The organism is Janthinobacterium sp. LM6, from assembly GCF_002002885.1.
GTDB classification, from domain to species: domain Bacteria; phylum Pseudomonadota; class Gammaproteobacteria; order Burkholderiales; family Burkholderiaceae_D; genus Janthinobacterium; species Janthinobacterium kumbetense.
The window spans coordinates 2045401-2064436 of the sequence record NZ_CP019510.1; the positions used below are offsets into that span (position 1 = coordinate 2045401).

A 19036-nucleotide genomic window follows, 5' to 3' on the forward strand; every position below is an offset into this window, starting at 1 on the left:
TAAAGAAACCGCCTTCGGGCGGTTTTTTATTGCCTGGCGGAAGCGAGCAGGGCGGCGCCCTGCGTGTGAGATTCGAAGGGCTGGGCCTACCGGCCCAGCCCGCCCCGAATCCTCCAACCGCTGCCGCTGCGCGGCAGCCCCGCGCGCCGAGGGCGCGCGTTCGTGGTTCTAATTAGGTTTTCGACTGAGCAAGCTTCTCCAGCACTCAATGCATCAGTCCGTGTCCGAATAGCAGACCTGACCCTCTTGCTCCATTTCGGCCCGGCGCGCGCAGTTGTCCCCCCTCCACACCTGCCCGCTAGTTAGGGCTCTTTTGACTCAAATTTGCGCTACGGCCGAAGGCGCATGAGGACTGGCGCGGCGGGGCGAAGGAGGAACGCAAATTTTGACGCATTTTGATGCACTTTAAGGGATTTTAAGATGTATAAAAAGAGTGAGGAGAACTATGCTTCGCATTTATCTTATACGACGTCTTGGTACCTATTATTATCCATCCCAATATGCTATTTTTTTATTCATCATTGCCACAGGATTGTATCCATAGTTCAGAAAATAAGGTCTATTATTTCCTCTTTGGAATCTTCCTCGTGAATTAATTTCTTTGCAGCCTTTAGCTTTGTACGTAATGTCTCTTCAAAATAGTGTATTTGCATGAGTATATTTTCTGATCCATATATTTCTATGGCGTCCTTTAGTGAGATGTGATACTCATCTTTCTTCCCGCTATACTTTACTTGCAGAAATTTTTTTCCTTTTGATAATATTTCTTCCTCGCTAAGTTGCGTGGGGATGTCTAATCGAATTCCAATAATTAAAAAATTTATGAATATCTCTTGAATTTCACTATGCCAAGTTTCGTACCCATAAAAATTATGATAGCCGATTTGTATATATTTGTCTTCGCTGTCAAAATCATCTATTGTTCTAAATTGAATATTCATGCCATCGCCATTGCCAAATTCAAAAATTTTTTCCAAAATTTTTGCTGGATTTGCCTTTGAGTGTTCAATTAGTTCAATGGAGTTAAAAAAGCTTTCTATAGATGGCAATGTATGAAATTTTGAAAATTTATATGCGTCTATCTTCTCCAGGTAGCGCAAAATTTCCGACCATTCCAAATGCGATTTTAATACTCTACCGTAAAATTTTTCTGCAGTTCCTTCTGATAGACGAGAAACGTAAGCTGCAGCAAAATATTCAGATATACTTTTGTGTAAAAAGGTTAGCATATTATATCCGTCCTCTAGCATTAGGCAGGAAACCTTAACAATATCTTTTTTAAATGATTCTTCCTCGCAGGTAATTCCGTTTGAATATTTTTTTGCAATTTCGAAAGCTTCATTAAATTTCTCCGATGTTAAACTTCGGCCCATTCCTGCGGAAGCTACAGAAAAACAAAAAGCCTCGAAGAGATGTTGTAGTTTTCTTTCTGAAATCCCAGAATGGTGTTCTCGAACAAATCCTGCTTTTAATTTGTCGTGTTGAGTAAATACCGTAGTAAACAGTTTGCTAAAAAATTCCGGGACTTCTGACGGAATTTCTTTTTCTGATTCATAAACCATTACAAGTAGAGTTAGCATTAATGGAGTGGTGATTAGCTCTGCAATATCCTGAGAGTTTTCAGAAATGGCAGATAATATTTCGGCGATTTTCTCGCGACTTAGATTGAGTTTTTTTAAAAAACCTCTTTGGTCATTATCTTCTAGTCTGGCTAAATTGACGGTTTTAAATAATCTGCTTTTTTGTATTTCCGAAGAAGGTCTTGATGTTATTATTATCTTTAAGTCATTATATTTTTCAGAGATAAATTCAAGTCGTTCAATTGCATCAGATACAAGAGTCGTATTGACTTCATCAAAACCATCAAGTAAAAGAGTAATTTTTCCGGATCTTGCCAAATAGTCAAATACGTCGATATTACTATTAATGTCCAGTTTTTCGATGGCGTCATTGATATGTACCATGAGGTCTCTTTTTTGCGTCAACGTTCGCAATTCCACAAAAATAGGTAATGTCCCAGAACCGTTTCCTGCGAGTTCTTGAAGATATAAATACCTTATGAAAATAGATTTTCCCTGACCTACAATACCTTCTATTACAAAATTCCCACTAGAAAAATCCCCAAGTGACTCGACTGTTTGAGGTAGCCCAGAGTCATCCAAAATTTTTGAAGGGTAGTAAATTGACAGCAAGGAATTTTCACGGTCCTTGGACCAAATAGTTTTTACTTTGTCTGCTGTAATTAGTTTTTTTGCCAATTTTTTGGCAAATCCATTCGCTTTCCATTTTTCAAACGCATTATTTATTCCTCCTTTGGAATTTTTTACTAATTCACCCATTAAAGGCGCTAGTGCTTTGGCCATCGGTATTTCGAATCCTGTCACCATATCATGTGTCCATTATTTTTGAAAATTAAAATTTTAAGAGTTATGAATTTTTTAAAAGTTTACAATTTTTATTGTAATCCTTTTTAAGAAATTATATTTTCTATTTGCTCGCCAGATTTGAAAAATTCCCATGACATTGAGACGCAATGCTTGTTTTCACATTTCTTTTTAATATTTACATTTTGAAAGAGACTAATTTTTTTATCTAGCATAGTTCGTTACGGTGAGCTGGACAACAACTTTAGGTGTAGCTCGGTGGTTTTTGCAGTGAACGCCACTATAACTCAGCCGTTGGGGCACCGAGAATGAGAGCATGCTCAACATCGGAACATCGCGGCAGTCCTTGATCTGTTGACGCGGTTTTCCTCAATAAATTAGCGCGTAAACGCGAGGTTTAGGCCATAGGTCAGCCCTTGGGCGACGGATTTGGTTTATTTTGTGGAGTGTAAACTGGCCATCAGCCCGAATGATTGCTGAGTTCATTTCCCATTTCCCGAGGTGTGTGCTTGCGTCCCATCCTCGCAGCGATATGCAATCGGACACCTGCCAAACTTAAAGGATGGAAAAATTTTTGCGTTCTTATCATCGACGGTACAAATGTAGGTACGTTGTTAGTATGTGGTCATTTAAGTACCATGAATGCTAGATGTGTGCATTACATCGATTCCGCCAGGAAATAAAGAAACCGCCTTCGGGCGGTTTTTTATTGCCTGGCGGAAGCGAGCAGGGCGGCGCCCTGCGTGTGAGATTCCCTGCGTGTGAGATTCGAAGGGCTGGACTTACCTGCCCAGCCCGCCCCGAATCCTCCTCTGTTTTTGTAACGCTAATGCACGCTCTTCATCAACACCAGCACGAGGAACACGCAAAACACGATGTTGGCCACTACCAGCAGCATGCAGGTGCGCCACAGCGCGCCCCATTTGCCCAGGTTGTAGGTGCCGCGTAGCTGCAGAAACATGTGCAGGGGCGGCGCCAGGCATACCAGCAATCCGATCAGCCAGCCCTGGTTGAGTATCGATAGCGGTATCAGCACGGTCAACAGCAAGGACATGAAGCACAGCGAGTACAGCACGAACACCGCATGCTCGTACATGGTCACGCCAGGCTTCCAGAAAAACATCAGCCACATGAAGGGCAGCGAGATCGGGATCAGCAGGAACGAGAACTTGTAGATCGTGTTCTTGAGCTTGTAAAACGCCAACTCGGGATTTTCTGCGGCGTGATGAAAGCTTTTTTCCAGCTCCGGAAAAGTGGCGTCGGGATTGGGCGGGCTGGACGCGATCCTGGAGACAGTCTTGTCGAACCAACCGGGCTCTCTCAGTTTAACCCCGTCTTCACTGGTCGCTTTTTCTGGCGATGCGACGTACAGCAGGCGTTGCTCGGCTTCGTGTTGCAGCTTGCGCGAAACGGCCAGCGCCTTCTCGACCCCGACGACCCCGGCATTGGCCTTGCGGGCCTCCTCCAGCGCCTGCTCATTGCGCTCGACCCGGAGCTTGGCGGACGCGGCGTGGTTTGTCAGCGAGGCGATATTGGCGTCGCGGCCTAGAAGCTGGCCGCTGCCGAACGAGGTGACGAAGAAGGTCAGGAAGACCATGAACAGGAACAGCGCCAGCGGCGAAACATAGTTCTTGCGCTGGCCGTCGATGTAGCGGCGCGTCAGGCGGCCAGGAAAGGCCACCAGCAGCGGGATCGTCTTCCAAGCCTTGGCGTCGAAGTGCAGGATGCCGTGCATGACTTCTTCGGCCAGGTGCAGCAGCGAATGGTGGATGTGGGCCGACTGGCCGCAGGCCTGGCAAAACGCGCCGCCCAGCGGCGCCTGGCAGTTGGCGCAGTTCGCCAAAGGCGCGGCACCGGCTGGCGGCGGCGTTTTATCGCCCGCGATCTCGCTGGCCGTTACATCTGCCATCGTCAGGGCGCCGGCCGCTTTCTGCTCAATCATCGTGCATCTCCCACCAGGAAAATGGCTGATTGTGCAACAAGGCGCCTGTATGTTCAAGTAAATACTGGCAAAAACGGCAATCCGTTCGAGCAGCCGGGTGCGCGCTAAAAAACGACGTTTTTCTCCCGCTTGTCCGCCGAAAACGCAGTTCGTCGCAAGCCGCTGGTTCTTTGCCGTCATCCTCTTTATCTTCCTTGCTGAGCTGGCGCGAACGGTCGCGCTGCCGAGCCACTTTCAACGGGATGTCCATATGCTGAAACTTTACTCGCGTCGTCTCGCCTCACCGCTGCTGCTGACACTGCTTTTGGTGCTGCAAGCTCCCGCCAGCCATGCTGACTCCGCCTCCACCGCCGCTTCTGCAATCGTCACTGGGGCCAGCGAAGAAGAGGCGCTGGCCGCACGTATCGACAGCGAGATCGCGCCCCTGTTCAAGGCAAACGAGCCTGGCGCCACTGTCATTGTCACGCAGGCTGGCCTTACCGTGTTTCGCAAGGCGTATGGCATGGCCGACGTGGCCAAGGGCCTGCCCATGACCCCGGACACCGTGATGCGCATCGCCTCAATCAGCAAACAGTTCACCGCCACCGGCATCCTGATGCTGGTGGATGAGGGCAAACTGGCTTTGGACGACGACATCCAGAAGTTCCTTCCCGACTACCCCAGCGGTGGCAAGCGCATTACGATCGAGCATCTGCTGACGCATACCTCGGGCATCGCAAACTTTACCAACAAGCCGACCTTTGAGGCGGGAATGAATACGGATCTGACGGTGAGTCAGATGATAGACAGCTTCAAGAACGATGCGCTCCAGTTCGAGCCAGGCACGCGCTATTCGTACAGTAATTCAGGTTACTTCTTGCTGGGTGCAATTATTGAAAAGGTATCAGGCCTGGCGTATGCCAAATTCGTCGAGCAGCGCATTTTCGTGCCGCTCGGTATGCTCGACAGCGCTTACGAAGGCCATGAGCGTGGCAGTGCGATGCGCGCCAAGGGCTATACGCGCAGCAGTGCCGGCTCCGGCTTCGAACCAGGCAAGGCGGTCAGCATGACGCTGCCGTATGCGGCCGGAGCGCTCGTGTCCACGGTGGACGACCTGGCGCGCTGGGATGTCGCCGTCAGCGCCGGCACACTGCTTAAGCGTTCCAGCCAGCAGAAAGCCTTTACCGCCCATGTCTTGGCCGACGGCAAAAGTGTTCCCTATGGCTACGGATGGAGCGTGCGCAAGATGCGCGGCATGCCAATGCAGTCACATGGCGGCGGCATTCCCGGCTTTTCAAGCTACGCTTTGCGTCTGCCCGAGAAACAGCTGTATGTGGCGGTGCTGACCAATGCTGACAGGGGCCTCCCGGGGGCCGAAATGATTGCGGTGAAGGCGGCGACTATTGCAGTTGGCAATGCTTTCCCTGAGTAATTCGAGGGGACGCACACGTGCCGGCAACCGGCGCTGCAGAGGCAGGCGGTCACCCGGTGTCGGCGATCCTTTTTCCACCGCCGTCTGCAAGGCATCCGCAAGCTGCAAAAAACGTGGCTCATTAATCCAGGCCAAGCGCGGCAACCAGATAGTCAGGTTTCAATCTTGTATGGTTTGCAACTGGGACATTTTGTCTCAATGTATGGATATTGTTTTAAAGTAGTATGTGTCAGAACCTGCAGCAACACCATCCTTGCATGGCCGTCGCTGACGCTTTCACCTCGCTCATCCGCATTCGGCACATCACGGCGCTCGGTGCTCTTGATATTTCATAGCTGGCTATAATGAAAGAGTCACGCAGGATGCCCTGGGGGATGGTTTGAACAGAGTTTGCGGAAGCAGCGTTTTGGGGAAGTGCTCCTCACGATAGATAGTGTCAAGTAATAAAACCTGGAAATACTCAAAATGATGGATTGGACCCCTATAGTCTTCGTTACGTTCAAGGCTCTCGTGCTTTGCACGGGCATGTTCTTCGCCATCAAGTGGCATTACGATCAAGGGAAGAAGGGGAAAGAGCAGGAGGCGCGCGCGGTGCTGCGCGCGGGCGGCAAGGTGGCCGCACTCTTCGTGCTAACGCTTCTGGGCCTGGGGCTCGTCACCTTCTTCGTCGTCAAGATGGTCGGTTTGGAGATGATCTGGCCCTGATGGCCAAGAATAGTCTGCCGATATCCGGTGATGCGGCAGCAATTCCCCGCTGCTAGGCAGCCCCGCGCGCGCGGTGCTTTCTGAATCATGTGTGCCTTGTTTATTTGGAAATACTGTGTAAAAATACAGTGTCAACTTTCAAAAAGGACTCCTCATGATCAAAGGCAGTTGCTGCTGCGGCTCAGTAAAGTTTGAATTGGCATCCCCTCCGGGCATGATGGGCATGTGTCACTGTTCCCGCTGTCGGAAGGCCGGAGCGAGCGCCTTGGCCTTCGTTGATAAAAATTCATTTACCTTGCTGGCGGGACGGGAATTCATTCAACGCTATGAGCCGGAGCCTCCGTTTACATATGCAAGAACTTTTTGCAAAAAATGCGGAACTTCTTTAGGGGAAATTGGCTCAGAGAATGATTCATTTCCAATCTCAGTCAATTGCCTGGATGATGACCCTGAAGCAAGAATACAATTCCATGTGCATGTTGGCTCCAAGCCTGCATGGTATGAGATTTGTGATAGTGCAAAACAGTTTCAAGAAAGTCCGACATAATAAGAAAAGCCAGTCATCTGACTGGCTTTTTTTATCGCACATGCAGTGCTGTCGCGCGGATGTCAGGCAATGCATTCAGCAGATAAAATATCCTGCGACGCAAGGAATTGATTCAATTTCCCCACGGATCGGTATAGGGATCGCCTGAACGGCAAGATTCGCGCGTTTGCTCCAATTTGTAAGAGGTCGACTGTCCCCAGAGAACGGTGGTCCCGCCATTGCAATGGAATTGTCCTTCGCCCACTTGCTCGCTGTAGCTGGCATCGGAATAATATGCATATGAAATGGAGTATGCAGCTGCCGCGTAAGCGTAGGTTGAAAAAGCTAATAATCCTACGGAGAACGTTGCAAAAATCGACTTTTTAAATGGCATTTTAAACCCTTTTAAATTAATGCGGTCAATGTTCAAGTGTGGAATGAAGTCATGATAAAAAGTCGTGATTAATTATGTGACTTTTCAAAAATGCAAATCCATACTGCCCAGAGAGCGTATTGATGTCAATGGTTTTTTCAGCTATTTTTTTGCGCCTGTCGCCCTGACTGACAGGCACAAACACTTCCCATTTATGCTGTATCGCGGGATTGACGGTCTTGGCGCAACTCACGGCAACATTCGGTCCAGACAGGCCGTGGCTTTGCGGAACCCATTTCACACGCAAAGCTGCCGCGCATTTTGTCACCAGAATCTTTCGGTTCGGCTCCAGGACTTGCCAACTTGTGCCATTTTTGGAATTCTCTGCTGCAATGAACTGTACTGCGGCCTCCCTGATTTCAAACAAGCCATGGATGTCGCCGCGAGTCAGGTCCTCGTCAAGCGTGGTCGCGAGCGCCGATGAGGCGCCAGCAACAAGAAAAACGGCGACGCCCAAGGAAGCGTACATGCATCTATTCAAACGTAACGGTGCCAACATATTTACAATCCTTGCCAAGTATGTTCGATATCAGATAGAGATATGGAAGGTTTTGCATTCTACAGTCATCAATCCCGGATCCGCCGTTTTGTTTTCCACTGGCGAGTGCGTACTTTTCGTGGCACGATGATAAGTTCATCGGCTTCTCATTCAACTGACTGAACGCACATGGCTTTTACTTTTCACCCGCTTTCCGATATTCCCCACGAAGAATGGCTCCTTCTGTTGAATCACCCGGACGTCATCCGCCATATGCCACTCGCCACCGAACGTTGGACCGACGGCGCTATTGCGGAATGGGCGAAAGGCAAGGACGCGCAATGGCAAGCGAATGGCTATGGACCGTGGGCTATCCGGCTGGATGGCGCGTTTGCCGGCTGGGGCGGTTTTCAGAAGGAAGGGGGCGAAGCAGACCTGGCACTGGTATTGCTCCCCCGGTTCTGGGGACATGGGCCTGCGCTGGCGCGCCATTTCATGCACCGCCGGCGGGAACTGGGCATTGGCCCGGTAAGCATCCTGCTGCCGCCCAGCCGCACTCGCTTCAAGGGGCTGGCAAGAATCGGCTTCCTATTGGATCGCGAGGTGGAGCATGAAGGCCAACGCTTTTTGAAGTTCCGGGCATCGGAATGAGCGTCACATGCACGGTGGGGACGGGAACAGCCTTTCTCTCCCGCAACTGGCATACTATTCAATGCATATGCGAATCTGAGCAACGTTTGCAGAAACAAGCTGCGCCCATGCGCGATCACTTTCCACTTTTGAACCAATGAAAAACAGCACCGTCGAATATCGCCATAACTTTCCCCTCGATCCGCTCGATGTCGTTCGTGTCTTCGATCAATCCGGCATCAAGCGGCCGACCGCCAATCTCCCGAGAATCGCGCGCATGTTCGCCGCGCCTTGCCTCTCGCTGTCGGCTTGGGTGGATAATGAGCTGGTGGGGGTGGCCCGCTCGCTGACCGATTATGCGTATTGCTGCTATCTGTCGGATCTGGCCGTCGACCAGCGGTACCAGGGCCTGGGTATCGGCAAGGAACTTGTCAAGCGCACCCAGGCCATCATCGGCGACGACGTGTCCTTGATATTGCTCTCCGCCCCGGACGCCATGTCCTACTATCCGACGCTCGGTTTTGAGCCTGCCGGCAACGCCTACGTCATCCGGCGCAAACATTGAGCGACTGTTTTTAACAATTCCCGCACCTGATGAAACTCGTCTATACCCTCGCCGCAGCCCTGGCAAAAGACCCCGGCCGCGTCGCCAAAACCCAGGCCCTCACCCTCGACAGTGCCCGGCCCCACATGGGCCTGAAAGGCAGGCATGGCCTGTTCGCTTCCGAAGCCTGGTGGGAAAGCATCGAGGCCCAACGCCTCCCGACGCAAACCTTGACGGGCATCATCGAACGCACGTATTTCGCGGGCCAGGACAGCCGCCGCGGCGATCAGGTCAACAGCTTCACCTTGCGCCTGGCGGATGGCTCGACAGTGGACGAAAGCATCTACATAAACCACAAGCAAGACATCAGGCTGTTCGCGCCTGGCGCCATGGTGACGATGGTCTACGCGCTGGACGAACTGAAGGCACAGCCGGCCGCCGACGGCGGTGTCAATGTGGCGCGTATTGTGCTGGAAGTGGCCATCTCCGTCAGAAACGATAAAGAGTAGGGGACGGCGCCATGCCGATGCTCCACGATCTGCACAAGCTTGATATTGGACAAGTTTCTAGCTGAAATTGGTTTGACCTCCCCCCGCGCCAGGTCTAGAGTCGACAAGGAACCCTCAACGGACCACGATCGCCTCCCATGGCCAAGCCCTTTCCCTTAAACCCGAAGAACCCCGAACGCATCTGCTGGGGTTGCGACAAGTATTGCCCGCCGGATGCCATGCGCTGCGGCAATGGTTCCGAACGCACGCAGCATCCGATCGAGCTGTTTGGCGAAGGCTGGAATGACTGGGGGCTGGCGGCGGCCGACAAGGCCGACAAGGACGAGAATCCGCCCTGACGGCAAGCGCACCACGCGGCGCGCCGCTACAATCTCTTCATTGCGTCCGCGCTGAGGAGTCTCCATGCAAGAAACCCTGTCCCGCTGGCTGGCAAGCAGCGCCGGCGATGTCCAGTTCGTCGAGCACCCGGCCGTGCACACCATCGATGAAGCACTGATTCACGTGCCAGCCATGCCTGGCCTGATGGTAAAGAATCTGTTCGTGCGCGATGCAAAGGGCCGCCGGCATTTCCTCGTCATCGTGCCTTTCGACAAGCGCATCGACCTGGCGGCACTGGGGCGCTTGTTGCCGGTCAGTAAGCTGAGCATGGCTACGCCCGAACGCCTGCTGCAGCACCTGGGTATCACGCCTGGCGCCGTCAGCCTGTTTGCCTTGCTGCATGACATTGCGCAGGCGGTGGAACTGGTGCTGGACCAGGCCGTGTGGGAAGCTGACCATATACAAGCGCATCCGCTGCGCAACACGGCCACGGTGGCGCTGTCGCATGCCACGCTGGTCCGTTTCCTCGCGCACACGGGGCATGTGCCGCGCATCATGAGTGTCCCTGCGGCTCCCTGATGATCAATGCCCGGCCACGGGCGCGCCGCCGCTGCGCCGTCCCGGCTGGAAACCATGCGCGCGGGCCGACCAGGCGATCGCAAAGGCCAGCACCAGCAAGCTGACCATGGCCCACGGGAAGGCGCCCGCGCCCCAGGTTTCCAGCAAGGCGCCGCCTGCCACGCCCGCTGCCGCGATGGCCCCATTCCACGCCACCACATTCATCGACAAGGCCACGTCGGCGCCGCTGCCGGCCGTGTCGGCCAGCGCCGTCTGCAGCAGCGTTGCCGCGCCGCCAAAGGACAAGCCCCAGACGGCCATGCCCAGGTATATGACAATGGGAAACTGTGACGCGATGCCCAGCACGAGGGCCGTGGCGCCGAACACGGCCAGGCTGGCCAGCACGGTGGCGCGCAGGTGGCGCTCGACCAGCTTGCCCGTGATCCAGATGCCGGCCATGGCGGCGGCGCCGAAAACGAGCAAGACCAGGTCGACCCGTTCCGTCAATCCGGCCGGCGCCACGAACGGGGCGATGTAGGTGTAGAGAATGTTGTGCGCCAGCATCCAGGCGATGACGACGGCCAGCACGGGGCGTACGCCCGGCGTCGTGAAGACGCGGCGCAGGGGCAGGCGTTCATGCGCGCGCTGGCCCGGGTAGTCCGGCACCTTCGCCAGCACCCAGGCGATCAGGATCAATGTCAGGGCGGAAATGATCCAGAATGCAGCGCGCCAGCCGACGAGCGAACCGAGCAAGGTGCCCAGCGGCACGCCCAGGGACAGGGCGACGGGCGCGCCCACCATGGCCAGCGCCAGGGCGCGGCCTTGCTGATGCGGCGCCACCATGCGCCGCGCGTAGCCCGCCAGCAAGCTCCAGGCCAGTCCGGCCGCCATGCCGGCAAAGAAACGGGCCGCCAGGGTCAGCCAGTAGTGGGATGACAGCGCCGTGACGGTATTGAACACGAGAAAGCCGAGAATAGTCAGCAACAGCACGTTGCGGCGGCGCCAGCCGCGCGTGGCGATGGTGAGCGGAATGGCTGCCAGCAGGGAGCCGAGAGCATAGGCCGTGACCATTTGCCCGGCCAGCGCGGCGCTGATGCCGAGTCCCGTACTGATCTGCGGCAACAAGCCGGCGGGCAAGGTTTCCGTGACGATGCAGATAAAACCCGTCATGGCCAGGGCCAGCAGGCCGGCGACGGGGAGGCGGTCGGCCAGCGCAGGGCTGGTTCCGGTAGTGATAGCGGCGTGATTCAAAGCGAAATTTCCTTGTCAAGTGATCAGGCGCAGAGGTACCCCTGACCGTCGTTGCGGTACATATGTATCGATCGGTATAAATATAGGCGATGGCGCGCCGCATTGTCAACGACTTCTGTATCGAGTAGTATGTAAGTGGCATATGGGTAGATGAGAAGGAGCGATGGATGGCGCAAATGGGACGGCCGCGCACGTTCGACCGGCAGGCGGCGGTCGAGCAGGCCATGTTTTTATTCTGGCAGCAGGGATATGAATCGACGTCCTTGAGCCAGCTCAAGGCGAGCCTGGGCGGCGGCATTTCCGCGCCCAGCTTTTATGCGGCGTTCGGCTCGAAGGAAGCGCTGTTCCGCGAAGCGGCGCAATGCTATCTGGATACGTTTGCGCGCGTGACGGAATGCCTGTGGGACGATGGCCTGGCGCCGCGCGCGGCCATCGAGCTGGCCTTGCGCCAGTCGGCCAGCATGCAGTCCGATGCGGGCCACCCGCCCGGTTGCATGGTGGCGCTCGGCTGCATGAGCGCGCCGACGGCCGAGCATGCGGCCGTGGCAGCCCCGCTGACGGCTTCGCGCGCGCGCACGCGTGCCGGCTTCGTGCATTGCGTCGAACGGGGCATGGCCGGCGGCGAATTGCCTGGTGATATGGATGCCGTGGCGCTGGCGTCCGTCTTCGACAGTTTTCTGTCGGGCGTGGCTATCCAGGCCCGCGATGGCGTGGGCTACGCCGTGTTTGATTCTGCCATTACGCAGATCCTGCGCGTGTGGGATGTCAACCGCGTGCCGGGCTAGACGCTAGGCCGTAAAGCGAAACTCCAGCACGTCGTCGCCGTATTTGTCCGTCTCGCCCGTCGAGGTCCAGCCGAGATAGCGGTAAAAGCCGTGCGAACGCGAAGCGGGGTCGTCGGAGCAGCCGAGGAACAGCCGTTGATGACCCTGCGCGCGCAGTTCCGTCATCACCAGTTCCAGCAGGGTTTTGCCGATACCGAGGCCTTCGAATTCCGGCAGCAACGCCAGGACGATGATTTCGCCCGTGTCGCGCTCGCCAAAGCAATAGCCGACCAGCTGGCCGTCATGATGGCAGACGTGGCCAGGCAGGCTGCCCGAGCGCATCATTTCCGCCCAGGTGTCGGCCGTGATGCCCACTTCCGCCAGGCGTTCCGCGGACACGGCGTTTTGCCGCGTCCTGCCCCGCAAGTCGATAAAGGCCGGGGTGTCTTCCGCCCTGGCGGGATGGAAGGTAATGGAAGCTGGATGTGTCGTCATGTAATTACTCGCTAGTGTCGTGTCTGTGGCGAAAATGAGGCTGGATAAACCTCATTCCCAGGGTTTGCGCATGGTTTGCGCATGGCGCTGCCAATCAAAGATTTTGCTATTCTCGATTGCCTGCTGGCCGGGATTGCCGCTATCGATGATTTCATCCTTGACGATAATCAAATGGTTTTTGTCATTCAAGCGGTATTCCCGGTAACGCTCGCAATCCTGTGCGCGCCGGGCGATGGCGATTAATGTGTTGCCCCGCCATGCATAGCTGTCTTCATAAAAACATTGCGCCGCGCAGCCGCAATTGGCGATGCCGCCTTCGATTTTTTGATCGCTTATGCTGATATCCAGATTCGGAATGGCAGACAAGGGTTTGTTGAAACTGTATTGTTTTGCTTGCGCATCCCACAGCCACACGTCGGAACAGCGGATGCGCCCCTGGCTATCCGTGTAACCGGTGACCCACAGGTCGGCATGGCCGTCGAAATTCATGTCCAGCAGCAGCGCGTGCAAATTGCCCGTGCCGCTGCTGCTGCAACTGCCATTGATCCACTGCTTTTTGATTTTCAGCCGATACGTCTGTTTTTCATCGTGATTCGCATAGCGGATATCGGCCGCTTGCCGCACTTTGCCTGTCGCGGCTTTGTCCAGGTGCAAGGTGCCGCCATAAGCCGACGTGGAAATCAGGGATAAAAGCAGAACAATCAATTTCATGGCGTTATTCTTCGGGCACAATGCCCCGATTGCATCAGGTGGAGAATGATCATAACGCATGATTTGGGCAATGCGCCACACGGTTTCCTATCGTGCATTCTGCGCGGAACAGTGCTGTGTACAATGCCAAAAAATCCCCGAATAAGGAATCTTTATGACCTCCTCTCCCGAATCTTTGAATGAAGCTGGCATTCTCGCTTATAACGACGGCAATCATGCCGAGGCATTCAGGCAATTCGATGCGGCGGCGCGCACCGGCGATCCCGCGGGCCGGCATTTATTGGCCAGCCTGTATTACCAGGGCCATGGCGTGACGCAAGACTTGCCGAAAGCGGTGGAATTGTTCACGGCGGCCGCGCAGGCGGGCTTTCCGCCGTCGCTGGCGAATCTGGCCCTGATGTATGCGAGCGGCGATGGCGTCGCGCAAGACATGGCGCAATCGCTCGCGTACGGGCGTCAGGCGGCCGAGGCGGGCGATGGCCAGTCGCAATTCAATCTGGCGCAGGCTTACCGCAAAGGGGTTGATGTAGCGCAAGACTATGCCGAGGCGGCGTTCTGGTACAAGCAGGCGGCCGAAGCCGGTTCCCTGTCGGCGCAGAACGAATACGGCTTGCTGTACGCGCAAGGGCAGGGTGTGGAGCTCGATTACGTGCAGGCGTACGCGTGGATCGCCATGCCGGCCGAGGCGGGCAGCGCGCAATCGATCAAGAACCGCGACCAGCTGCTGGAAATTCTCACGCCGTCACAGCAGCAGGCGGCGCGCGCGCTGGCCGCCGAGTATGCGGAGCAATACGGCGTCAATCCCCACTAGACTTCCCCGGCAGCTTGCTGAGCACGCCCGCGGCATCGAGTTCATAGCTGTCGAAATCGCGCGCGAGGAATAGTTCACCTGAGTAATGCAGCCGGGCTTCCGCTTCCAGCTCGGCCATGCCTTCCGCATGGTGGTAGCGGGCGCTGAAGTGGGTGAGGATCAGGTTCGGCAAGCGCACGGCTTCGGCGAACTGCGCCACGCGCTGCACGGAACTGTGCGTGGGGCCGGGGCCCACCTTTTGCAGCATGGCTTCCGTGTACGTGGCTTCGTGCACGAGCAATTGCGCGTCCGTGCAGGCATCCGTCAGCAGCGCCGGCGTGTCGTTGTCGCCGCCGATGACCACTGTGGCGCGCTGCGTTTCCGTCTGGCGGAAAGCGGCGGCGCGCAAGACCGTGCCATCGTCGAGCGGCGCATCCTGGCCCGCCTGCAAGAGTCCCCAGGCGGGGCCGGGCGGCACGCCCGCCGCCTGCAGGGCCGCCTTGTCCAGCTTCCATCTGCTCGTTTCCAGCGCAAAACGATAAGCGACGCTCGGTGCGCGGTGCGACAGCGCATGGCGCGAAACGGTCAAGCCCGATTCCTCGTACACCACTGGCGCGCTGTCCACGTCGATGTGGATCAGCGGATACGTCAAAAACAGTTCCGTGTGCAGCAAGGTGGCGTCGATCCAGGCCTTGATGGCGGCCGGGGCGATCAGCAGCAAGGGCTTCTTGCGCCCCGTCATCGAGGCACTGGCCAGCAAGCCCGGCAGCCCATAGCTGTGGTCGCCATGTACGTGGGTGATGCAGATGCCCACCAGGTCGTGCACGGACAGGGGCAGGCGCTGCAGCCGGTGCTGCGTGGCTTCGCCGCAATCGATCATCCACCAGTCGCGGTTGTGCGTGGTTTGCAGGGCCAGCGACGTGACGTTGCGGTGGCGCGTGGGCACGCCGGAAGACGTGCCGAGAAAAGTCAGTTTGAACATGGGCGCATTATGCGGCAAGCCAACGCCGTTGCCAACGCGCCCGCCTTCAGCTTGCCAATGGCGCGCGCAATTTGTCCTTGTAGATGCGCCCGTTCTTCATGATCAGCAGCAGGTTTTCTTCCGGCTGGGCGAGGAAATCGAGGTTTTTCGCGGGATCGCCATCGGCCACCAGCAAGTCGGCCAGCGCGCCCGCGGCCAGCTTGCCCAAGGTGCCCAGGTAGGGCGAGCGCTGGCCGGACAGGGCCAGCAGTTCGCCATTCTGCCCCGTCGCCTGCGCCAGCAGAATCAACGGGTCGTAAAAGCGCGTGAGCTTGGCCAGCTGGCGGCCCTGGGTCGGCGTGTTTTTCGCGTTGAACAGGATGTCCGTGCCCCAGCCCGTCTTGATGCCGTACTTTTGCGCCAGCGCATACGCCTTCACCGTGCCTTCGGATACTATGGCCTGGCTGGCCTTGCGCGCCGCATCGGGGTAGACATTCGCATCCGTGTCTTGCAGGAACGGTTGCAGGCTCCACCACGTGCCCGCGTCGCGCATCATGCGCGCGGATTCGTCATCGGCCAGCTGGCCGTGCTCGATGCTGCGCACGCCCGCGCGGATGGCGCGCTGTATGCCTTTCGGCGTGTAGACGTGGGCCATCACATAGGTGCCCCAGTCGGCGGCCGCTTCCACGCCGGCGCGCAGTTCGCGTTCCGAATACTGGGTGCTGTCGAGCGGGTCGTACATCGACGCGACGCCGCCGCCGGCCATCATCTTGATTTGCGTCGCGCCCAGCATCAATTGCTCGCGCACGCGGCGCAGCACTTCCGCCTCGCCATCGGCGATCATGGCCATGCCCGCCGTTTCCGCCATGCCCAGCGGCGCGTTGGCAGCGCGCGGGATCTCCGAGCGCAAACGGAAGTCGCCATGGCCCGAGGTTTGCGAAATCATGGCGCCGGACGGAAAGATGCGCGGACCGTCGACGATGCCTTCATCGATGGCGCGTTGCAATGCAAACGCGGGGCCGCCAGGATCGCGCACGGACGTAAAACCCCGCAGCAGGGTGCGCCGCGCTTCCTGCGCCGCCACCAGATATAAATAGCCGACATCGGACGTCATGGCCGTCACCTGGCTGATGGCGGCCAGCATGGTGTGCCAGTGGGCGTCGATCAGGCCCGGCATGACCAGCTTGCCCTGGCAATCGATCACTTGCGCGCCCTCGACTTTTTCGCCGGCCGGCAGCAGGGCCGTAATGGTCGGGCCCGTCACCAGCACGTGGATGCCGGCGCGCGGCGCCTTGCCCGTGCCGTCGAACAGGCGCAGATTGGTCAGCAGCAGGGGGCGTTCGGATGCTTGCGGCTGCTGGGCGATGGCGTTGCCGGTGGACAGGCCTAGGCCGATGAACGGCGCCAGCATGGCGGCCGTGCCGCCGAGAAATTGCCGGCGCCGCATGTCCGCCATCACCCGTTGGTGCAGGATGGTGAAGACGGTGCCGCCGCAGTCGCAGGCGCGCGGCTTCAAGCCGCCCGTCTGCCACGTATCCATCAGGTGCTGCTCTTGTGCCAGTGCCATTGCCGCCATCCTTTCATCGTTGCCGCGCCAGGAGCGTGGCTGCAGGTAAAGTTAACAATAGGAAACTATTGCCATAGTTAGCCCGCAGCGGTGGCAAGTCAAGCGTGCACTTGCTTTACGGCAAAGAATGTAGCATCGGCTGTTCAAGATGCATGCTGGCCGCTATTTTCCCCTTCGCCCGCCGTGTAATCGACGAAGCCGTCGCGGCGGCAAAAGCTGGCCAGCTGCATGCCGGCCTGGCGCGCGATGCGGATGGCCAGCGAGGTGGGCGCCGAGATAGTGGCGACGAGCCCGATATGCATGCGCGCCGACTTGCGCACCAGTTCATAGCTGGCGCGGCTGGACAGGAAGACGAAGCCGTCGTGCATGGCGATGCGGTGCAGGGCCAGGTAGCCGATCAATTTATCCAGGCCGTTATGCCGGCCCACGTCCTCGAACACTTTTATCACGGCGCCCTCGGCCGTGCACCAGGCGGCCGCATGCACGCCGCCCGTCTTGTGCATCAGCTCCTGGTAGGGCAGCAGTTCGCGCGCGGCGCGCCCGAGGATGGCGCTGCTGGCCACCAGCGGCGGCAGGGGCCGCGTGATCTTTTCCGGCACCAGGTCCAGCAGGGCCAGGCTTTCGATGCCGCACACGCCGCAGCCCGTGCGCCCGGACAGCGCGCGGCGGCGGCCTTTGAGCTTGATCAAATCCGGCTGCGCGATGGTCAGCCGCACTTCCGCGCTGTCCGCGCCGCAGCACACGTCGAGGTCGTAGATGTCGCGCACGCTGCCGACGATGCCCTCCGTCAAGGTAAAGCCGACGGCGAATTCCTCGAGGTCGCGCGGCGTGGCCATCATCACGGCGTGGGCGATGCCGTTGTAGACGAGGGCCACGGGATACTCCTCGGCCACCATGTCGCGGCCCGCCGTGGCCACGCCCCCCTGGTGGCGCACCATGGGAACGTCCAGGTAGCCGTCGCGCTCGATGGTGGTGATGTCGCATTCCATGATTTTCTCCTCCTATACCTGACCAAACCTACTGCGCGTCGCGATTTGCGGCCTGCGATGCTCACTGTGCATTCGCACAGCTGCGCTTCTCAGCCACAACTCACATCCGCTCGCTACGGTTTTGTTAGGCATATAAATTAATTGATTTGATAGCGCGGGCAGGGCCGGATCGAAGGCGGCAGCGGGTCGCCGTTCAATTCCAGCAGCGAGCGTTCCGTTTCGCGCGTCATGGCGTTCAGGGCCAGGCAGTTGGGCGCCAGGCCGAACGGTTCGGCGATCTGCTGCGCGATGGCTTCCAGCGCAAACAGGGTGTAGGCAACGAAGACGGAAATGAGGGGCGTGGCCACGCCGATGGCATCCACCAGGCCCAGCGGCAGTAAAAAACAATACATATAGACGGTGCGGTGCACCAGCACGCCGTACGGGTACGGAATCGGCGTGTTCTTGATGCGCTCGCAGCCGGCCACGGTGGCGGCCAGGTCGTTGAGCTGGGTGTCTAGCATCCACAGCAGCTGCGTCTGGCCCGGCTGACGCTGCACGGCGTCGTGCAGCATGGCGCGCACCGCGTGCAGCACGGCGACGGGCTTGAAGTTGACGCCCTGCAAGCGCTGCACGTCTTCGGCCGGCAGGTAGCGCGCCAGGTCTTCCTGCGGGTCCGTCTGGCGCAGCTGGTGCTTGAGCGCGTAGACGAAGGCGATCAGGCGGCGCAGCAGCAACTGGTGGTCCAGGCCGCTCGTTTCCTGCGGCAAGTACGTGAGCGCCTGCGAAGCGAGGGCGCGCGCAGCGATCAGCAATTGCCCCCAGATATGCCGCGCCTCGACGAAGCGCGCATAGCTGGCGTTATTGCGAAAGCCGAGAAAGATCGCCAGGCTGATGCCGACCATGGGAAACGGCGCCGTATCGAGCGGAATCTTGACGCCGAAGATGCGGCCATCCGTCAGCAAGGCCAGCGAACTGACGACCAACATCAGCAGCAATTGCGGGATGATGGCTTGCAGCACCGAGCCATCCCAGACGAACAGCATGCGGAACCAGTTGGTGGTAGGCCGAATGATCATGATTTGATGCCG

21 protein-coding genes and 1 pseudogene are annotated in these 19036 nt (G+C 57.2%); 10 read left to right on the forward strand and 12 right to left on the reverse strand.

Annotation, left to right across the window (positions count from 1 at the left end; genetic code table 11):
- Window positions 1–545: 545 nt before the first annotated feature.
- Together BZG29_RS27685 and BZG29_RS09075 are read right to left on the reverse strand one after the other, a co-directional pair.
- Window positions 546–2363, reverse strand: coding sequence for an NACHT domain-containing NTPase (locus BZG29_RS27685; protein WP_150130839.1), 1818 nt, complete (start codon window positions 2361–2363; stop codon window positions 546–548).
- An 847-nt stretch (window positions 2364–3210) separates the two neighbouring features.
- Window positions 3211–4326 (reverse strand): DUF3667 domain-containing protein, encoded by a 1116-nt coding sequence (locus BZG29_RS09075; RefSeq protein ID WP_171984964.1) that lies wholly within the window; start codon window positions 4324–4326, stop codon window positions 3211–3213.
- Window positions 4327–4423: 97 nt separating this feature from the next.
- Here BZG29_RS09075 and BZG29_RS09080 point away from each other — a divergent pair, with 97 nt between their 5' ends.
- Complete coding sequence (locus tag BZG29_RS09080) at window positions 4424–5737, forward strand: serine hydrolase (protein ID WP_253192835.1); 1314 nt, start codon at window positions 4424–4426, stop codon at window positions 5735–5737.
- Window positions 5738–5749: 12 nt separating this feature from the next.
- On the opposite strand, the pseudogene BZG29_RS28430 reads toward BZG29_RS09080, so the two are convergent.
- Window positions 5750–5893 (reverse strand): annotated as a pseudogene (locus BZG29_RS28430) (PLP-dependent aminotransferase family protein); the annotation flags it as partial.
- A gap of 309 nt (window positions 5894–6202) precedes the next feature.
- On the opposite strand from BZG29_RS28430, the gene BZG29_RS09085 reads away from it, so the two are divergent.
- Both BZG29_RS09085 and BZG29_RS09090 read left to right on the forward strand, forming a co-directional pair.
- The gene (locus BZG29_RS09085; protein WP_077401383.1) at window positions 6203–6442 is read left to right on the forward strand and encodes a hypothetical protein; all 240 of its coding nucleotides are present in this window, start codon (window positions 6203–6205) and stop codon (window positions 6440–6442) included.
- A gap of 154 nt (window positions 6443–6596) precedes the next feature.
- On the forward strand, window positions 6597–6989 hold the full coding sequence (locus BZG29_RS09090; protein WP_077401386.1) for a GFA family protein: 393 nt from the start codon (window positions 6597–6599) through the stop codon (window positions 6987–6989).
- Window positions 6990–7101: 112 nt separating this feature from the next.
- On the opposite strand, the gene BZG29_RS27690 is transcribed toward BZG29_RS09090, so the two are convergent.
- Window positions 7102–7398 carry a hypothetical protein gene (locus BZG29_RS27690; RefSeq protein ID WP_150130840.1) on the reverse strand — a complete coding sequence of 99 codons (297 nt, stop codon included), beginning with the start codon at window positions 7396–7398 and terminating at the stop codon, window positions 7102–7104.
- A 13-nt stretch (window positions 7399–7411) separates the two neighbouring features.
- Window positions 7412–7870, reverse strand: coding sequence for a hypothetical protein (locus BZG29_RS09095; RefSeq protein WP_077401389.1), 459 nt, complete (start codon window positions 7868–7870; stop codon window positions 7412–7414).
- A 198-nt stretch (window positions 7871–8068) separates the two neighbouring features.
- Between BZG29_RS09095 and BZG29_RS09100 the strand changes: the two genes are divergently transcribed.
- From BZG29_RS09100 to BZG29_RS09120, 5 genes are all read left to right on the forward strand, one after another.
- Window positions 8069–8530, forward strand: coding sequence for a GNAT family N-acetyltransferase (locus BZG29_RS09100; protein ID WP_077401392.1), 462 nt, complete (start codon window positions 8069–8071; stop codon window positions 8528–8530).
- 136 nt (window positions 8531–8666) lie between these two features.
- Window positions 8667–9074, forward strand: coding sequence for a GNAT family N-acetyltransferase (locus tag BZG29_RS09105; protein ID WP_077401395.1), 408 nt, complete (start codon window positions 8667–8669; stop codon window positions 9072–9074).
- Between the two features lie 29 nt (window positions 9075–9103).
- Complete coding sequence (locus BZG29_RS09110; protein ID WP_077401397.1) at window positions 9104–9562, forward strand: hypothetical protein; 459 nt, start codon at window positions 9104–9106, stop codon at window positions 9560–9562.
- Window positions 9563–9699: 137 nt separating this feature from the next.
- Window positions 9700–9900: a DUF3079 domain-containing protein gene (locus BZG29_RS09115; protein ID WP_070255230.1), complete on the forward strand. Its 201-nt coding sequence runs from the start codon at window positions 9700–9702 to the stop codon at window positions 9898–9900.
- A gap of 64 nt (window positions 9901–9964) precedes the next feature.
- Window positions 9965–10459 (forward strand): prolyl-tRNA synthetase associated domain-containing protein, encoded by a 495-nt coding sequence (locus BZG29_RS09120; RefSeq protein WP_077401400.1) that lies wholly within the window; start codon window positions 9965–9967, stop codon window positions 10457–10459.
- Window positions 10460–10462: 3 nt separating this feature from the next.
- On the opposite strand, the gene BZG29_RS09125 is transcribed toward BZG29_RS09120, so the two are convergent.
- Window positions 10463–11608, reverse strand: coding sequence for an MFS transporter (locus BZG29_RS09125; RefSeq protein ID WP_216350382.1), 1146 nt, complete (start codon window positions 11606–11608; stop codon window positions 10463–10465).
- A gap of 248 nt (window positions 11609–11856) precedes the next feature.
- Between BZG29_RS09125 and BZG29_RS09130 the strand changes: the two genes are divergently transcribed.
- Window positions 11857–12474, forward strand: a complete 618-nt coding sequence (locus BZG29_RS09130) for a TetR/AcrR family transcriptional regulator (protein ID WP_077401406.1) — start codon at window positions 11857–11859, stop codon at window positions 12472–12474.
- A gap of 3 nt (window positions 12475–12477) precedes the next feature.
- On the opposite strand, the gene BZG29_RS09135 is transcribed toward BZG29_RS09130, so the two are convergent.
- Window positions 12478–12948: a GNAT family N-acetyltransferase gene (locus tag BZG29_RS09135; protein ID WP_077401409.1), complete on the reverse strand. Its 471-nt coding sequence runs from the start codon at window positions 12946–12948 to the stop codon at window positions 12478–12480.
- A gap of 51 nt (window positions 12949–12999) precedes the next feature.
- Entirely contained in the window at window positions 13000–13659 is a 660-nt protein-coding gene (locus BZG29_RS09140) for a hypothetical protein (protein ID WP_077401412.1), read from the reverse strand.
- 154 nt (window positions 13660–13813) lie between these two features.
- On the opposite strand from BZG29_RS09140, the gene BZG29_RS09145 reads away from it, so the two are divergent.
- Complete coding sequence (locus BZG29_RS09145) at window positions 13814–14470, forward strand: tetratricopeptide repeat protein (protein ID WP_077401415.1); 657 nt, start codon at window positions 13814–13816, stop codon at window positions 14468–14470.
- Here the strand turns inward: BZG29_RS09145 and BZG29_RS09150 are convergent.
- The 4 genes from BZG29_RS09150 to BZG29_RS09165 form a co-directional block, all read right to left on the reverse strand.
- Complete coding sequence (locus tag BZG29_RS09150) at window positions 14457–15431, reverse strand: ribonuclease Z (RefSeq protein ID WP_077401418.1); 975 nt, start codon at window positions 15429–15431, stop codon at window positions 14457–14459. The two genes, BZG29_RS09145 and BZG29_RS09150, sit on opposite strands and share 14 nt — an antisense overlap.
- Before the next feature lie 46 nt (window positions 15432–15477).
- Window positions 15478–16977: an amidohydrolase family protein gene (locus tag BZG29_RS09155; protein ID WP_253192836.1), complete on the reverse strand. Its 1500-nt coding sequence runs from the start codon at window positions 16975–16977 to the stop codon at window positions 15478–15480.
- A gap of 143 nt (window positions 16978–17120) precedes the next feature.
- A complete protein-coding gene (gene fdhD, locus BZG29_RS09160; RefSeq protein ID WP_077401425.1) occupies window positions 17121–17966 on the reverse strand; it encodes a formate dehydrogenase accessory sulfurtransferase FdhD in 846 nt (281 codons plus the stop codon).
- A gap of 137 nt (window positions 17967–18103) precedes the next feature.
- Complete coding sequence (locus BZG29_RS09165) at window positions 18104–19024, reverse strand: bestrophin family protein (protein ID WP_077401427.1); 921 nt, start codon at window positions 19022–19024, stop codon at window positions 18104–18106.
- Window positions 19025–19036: the final 12 nt, after the last annotated feature.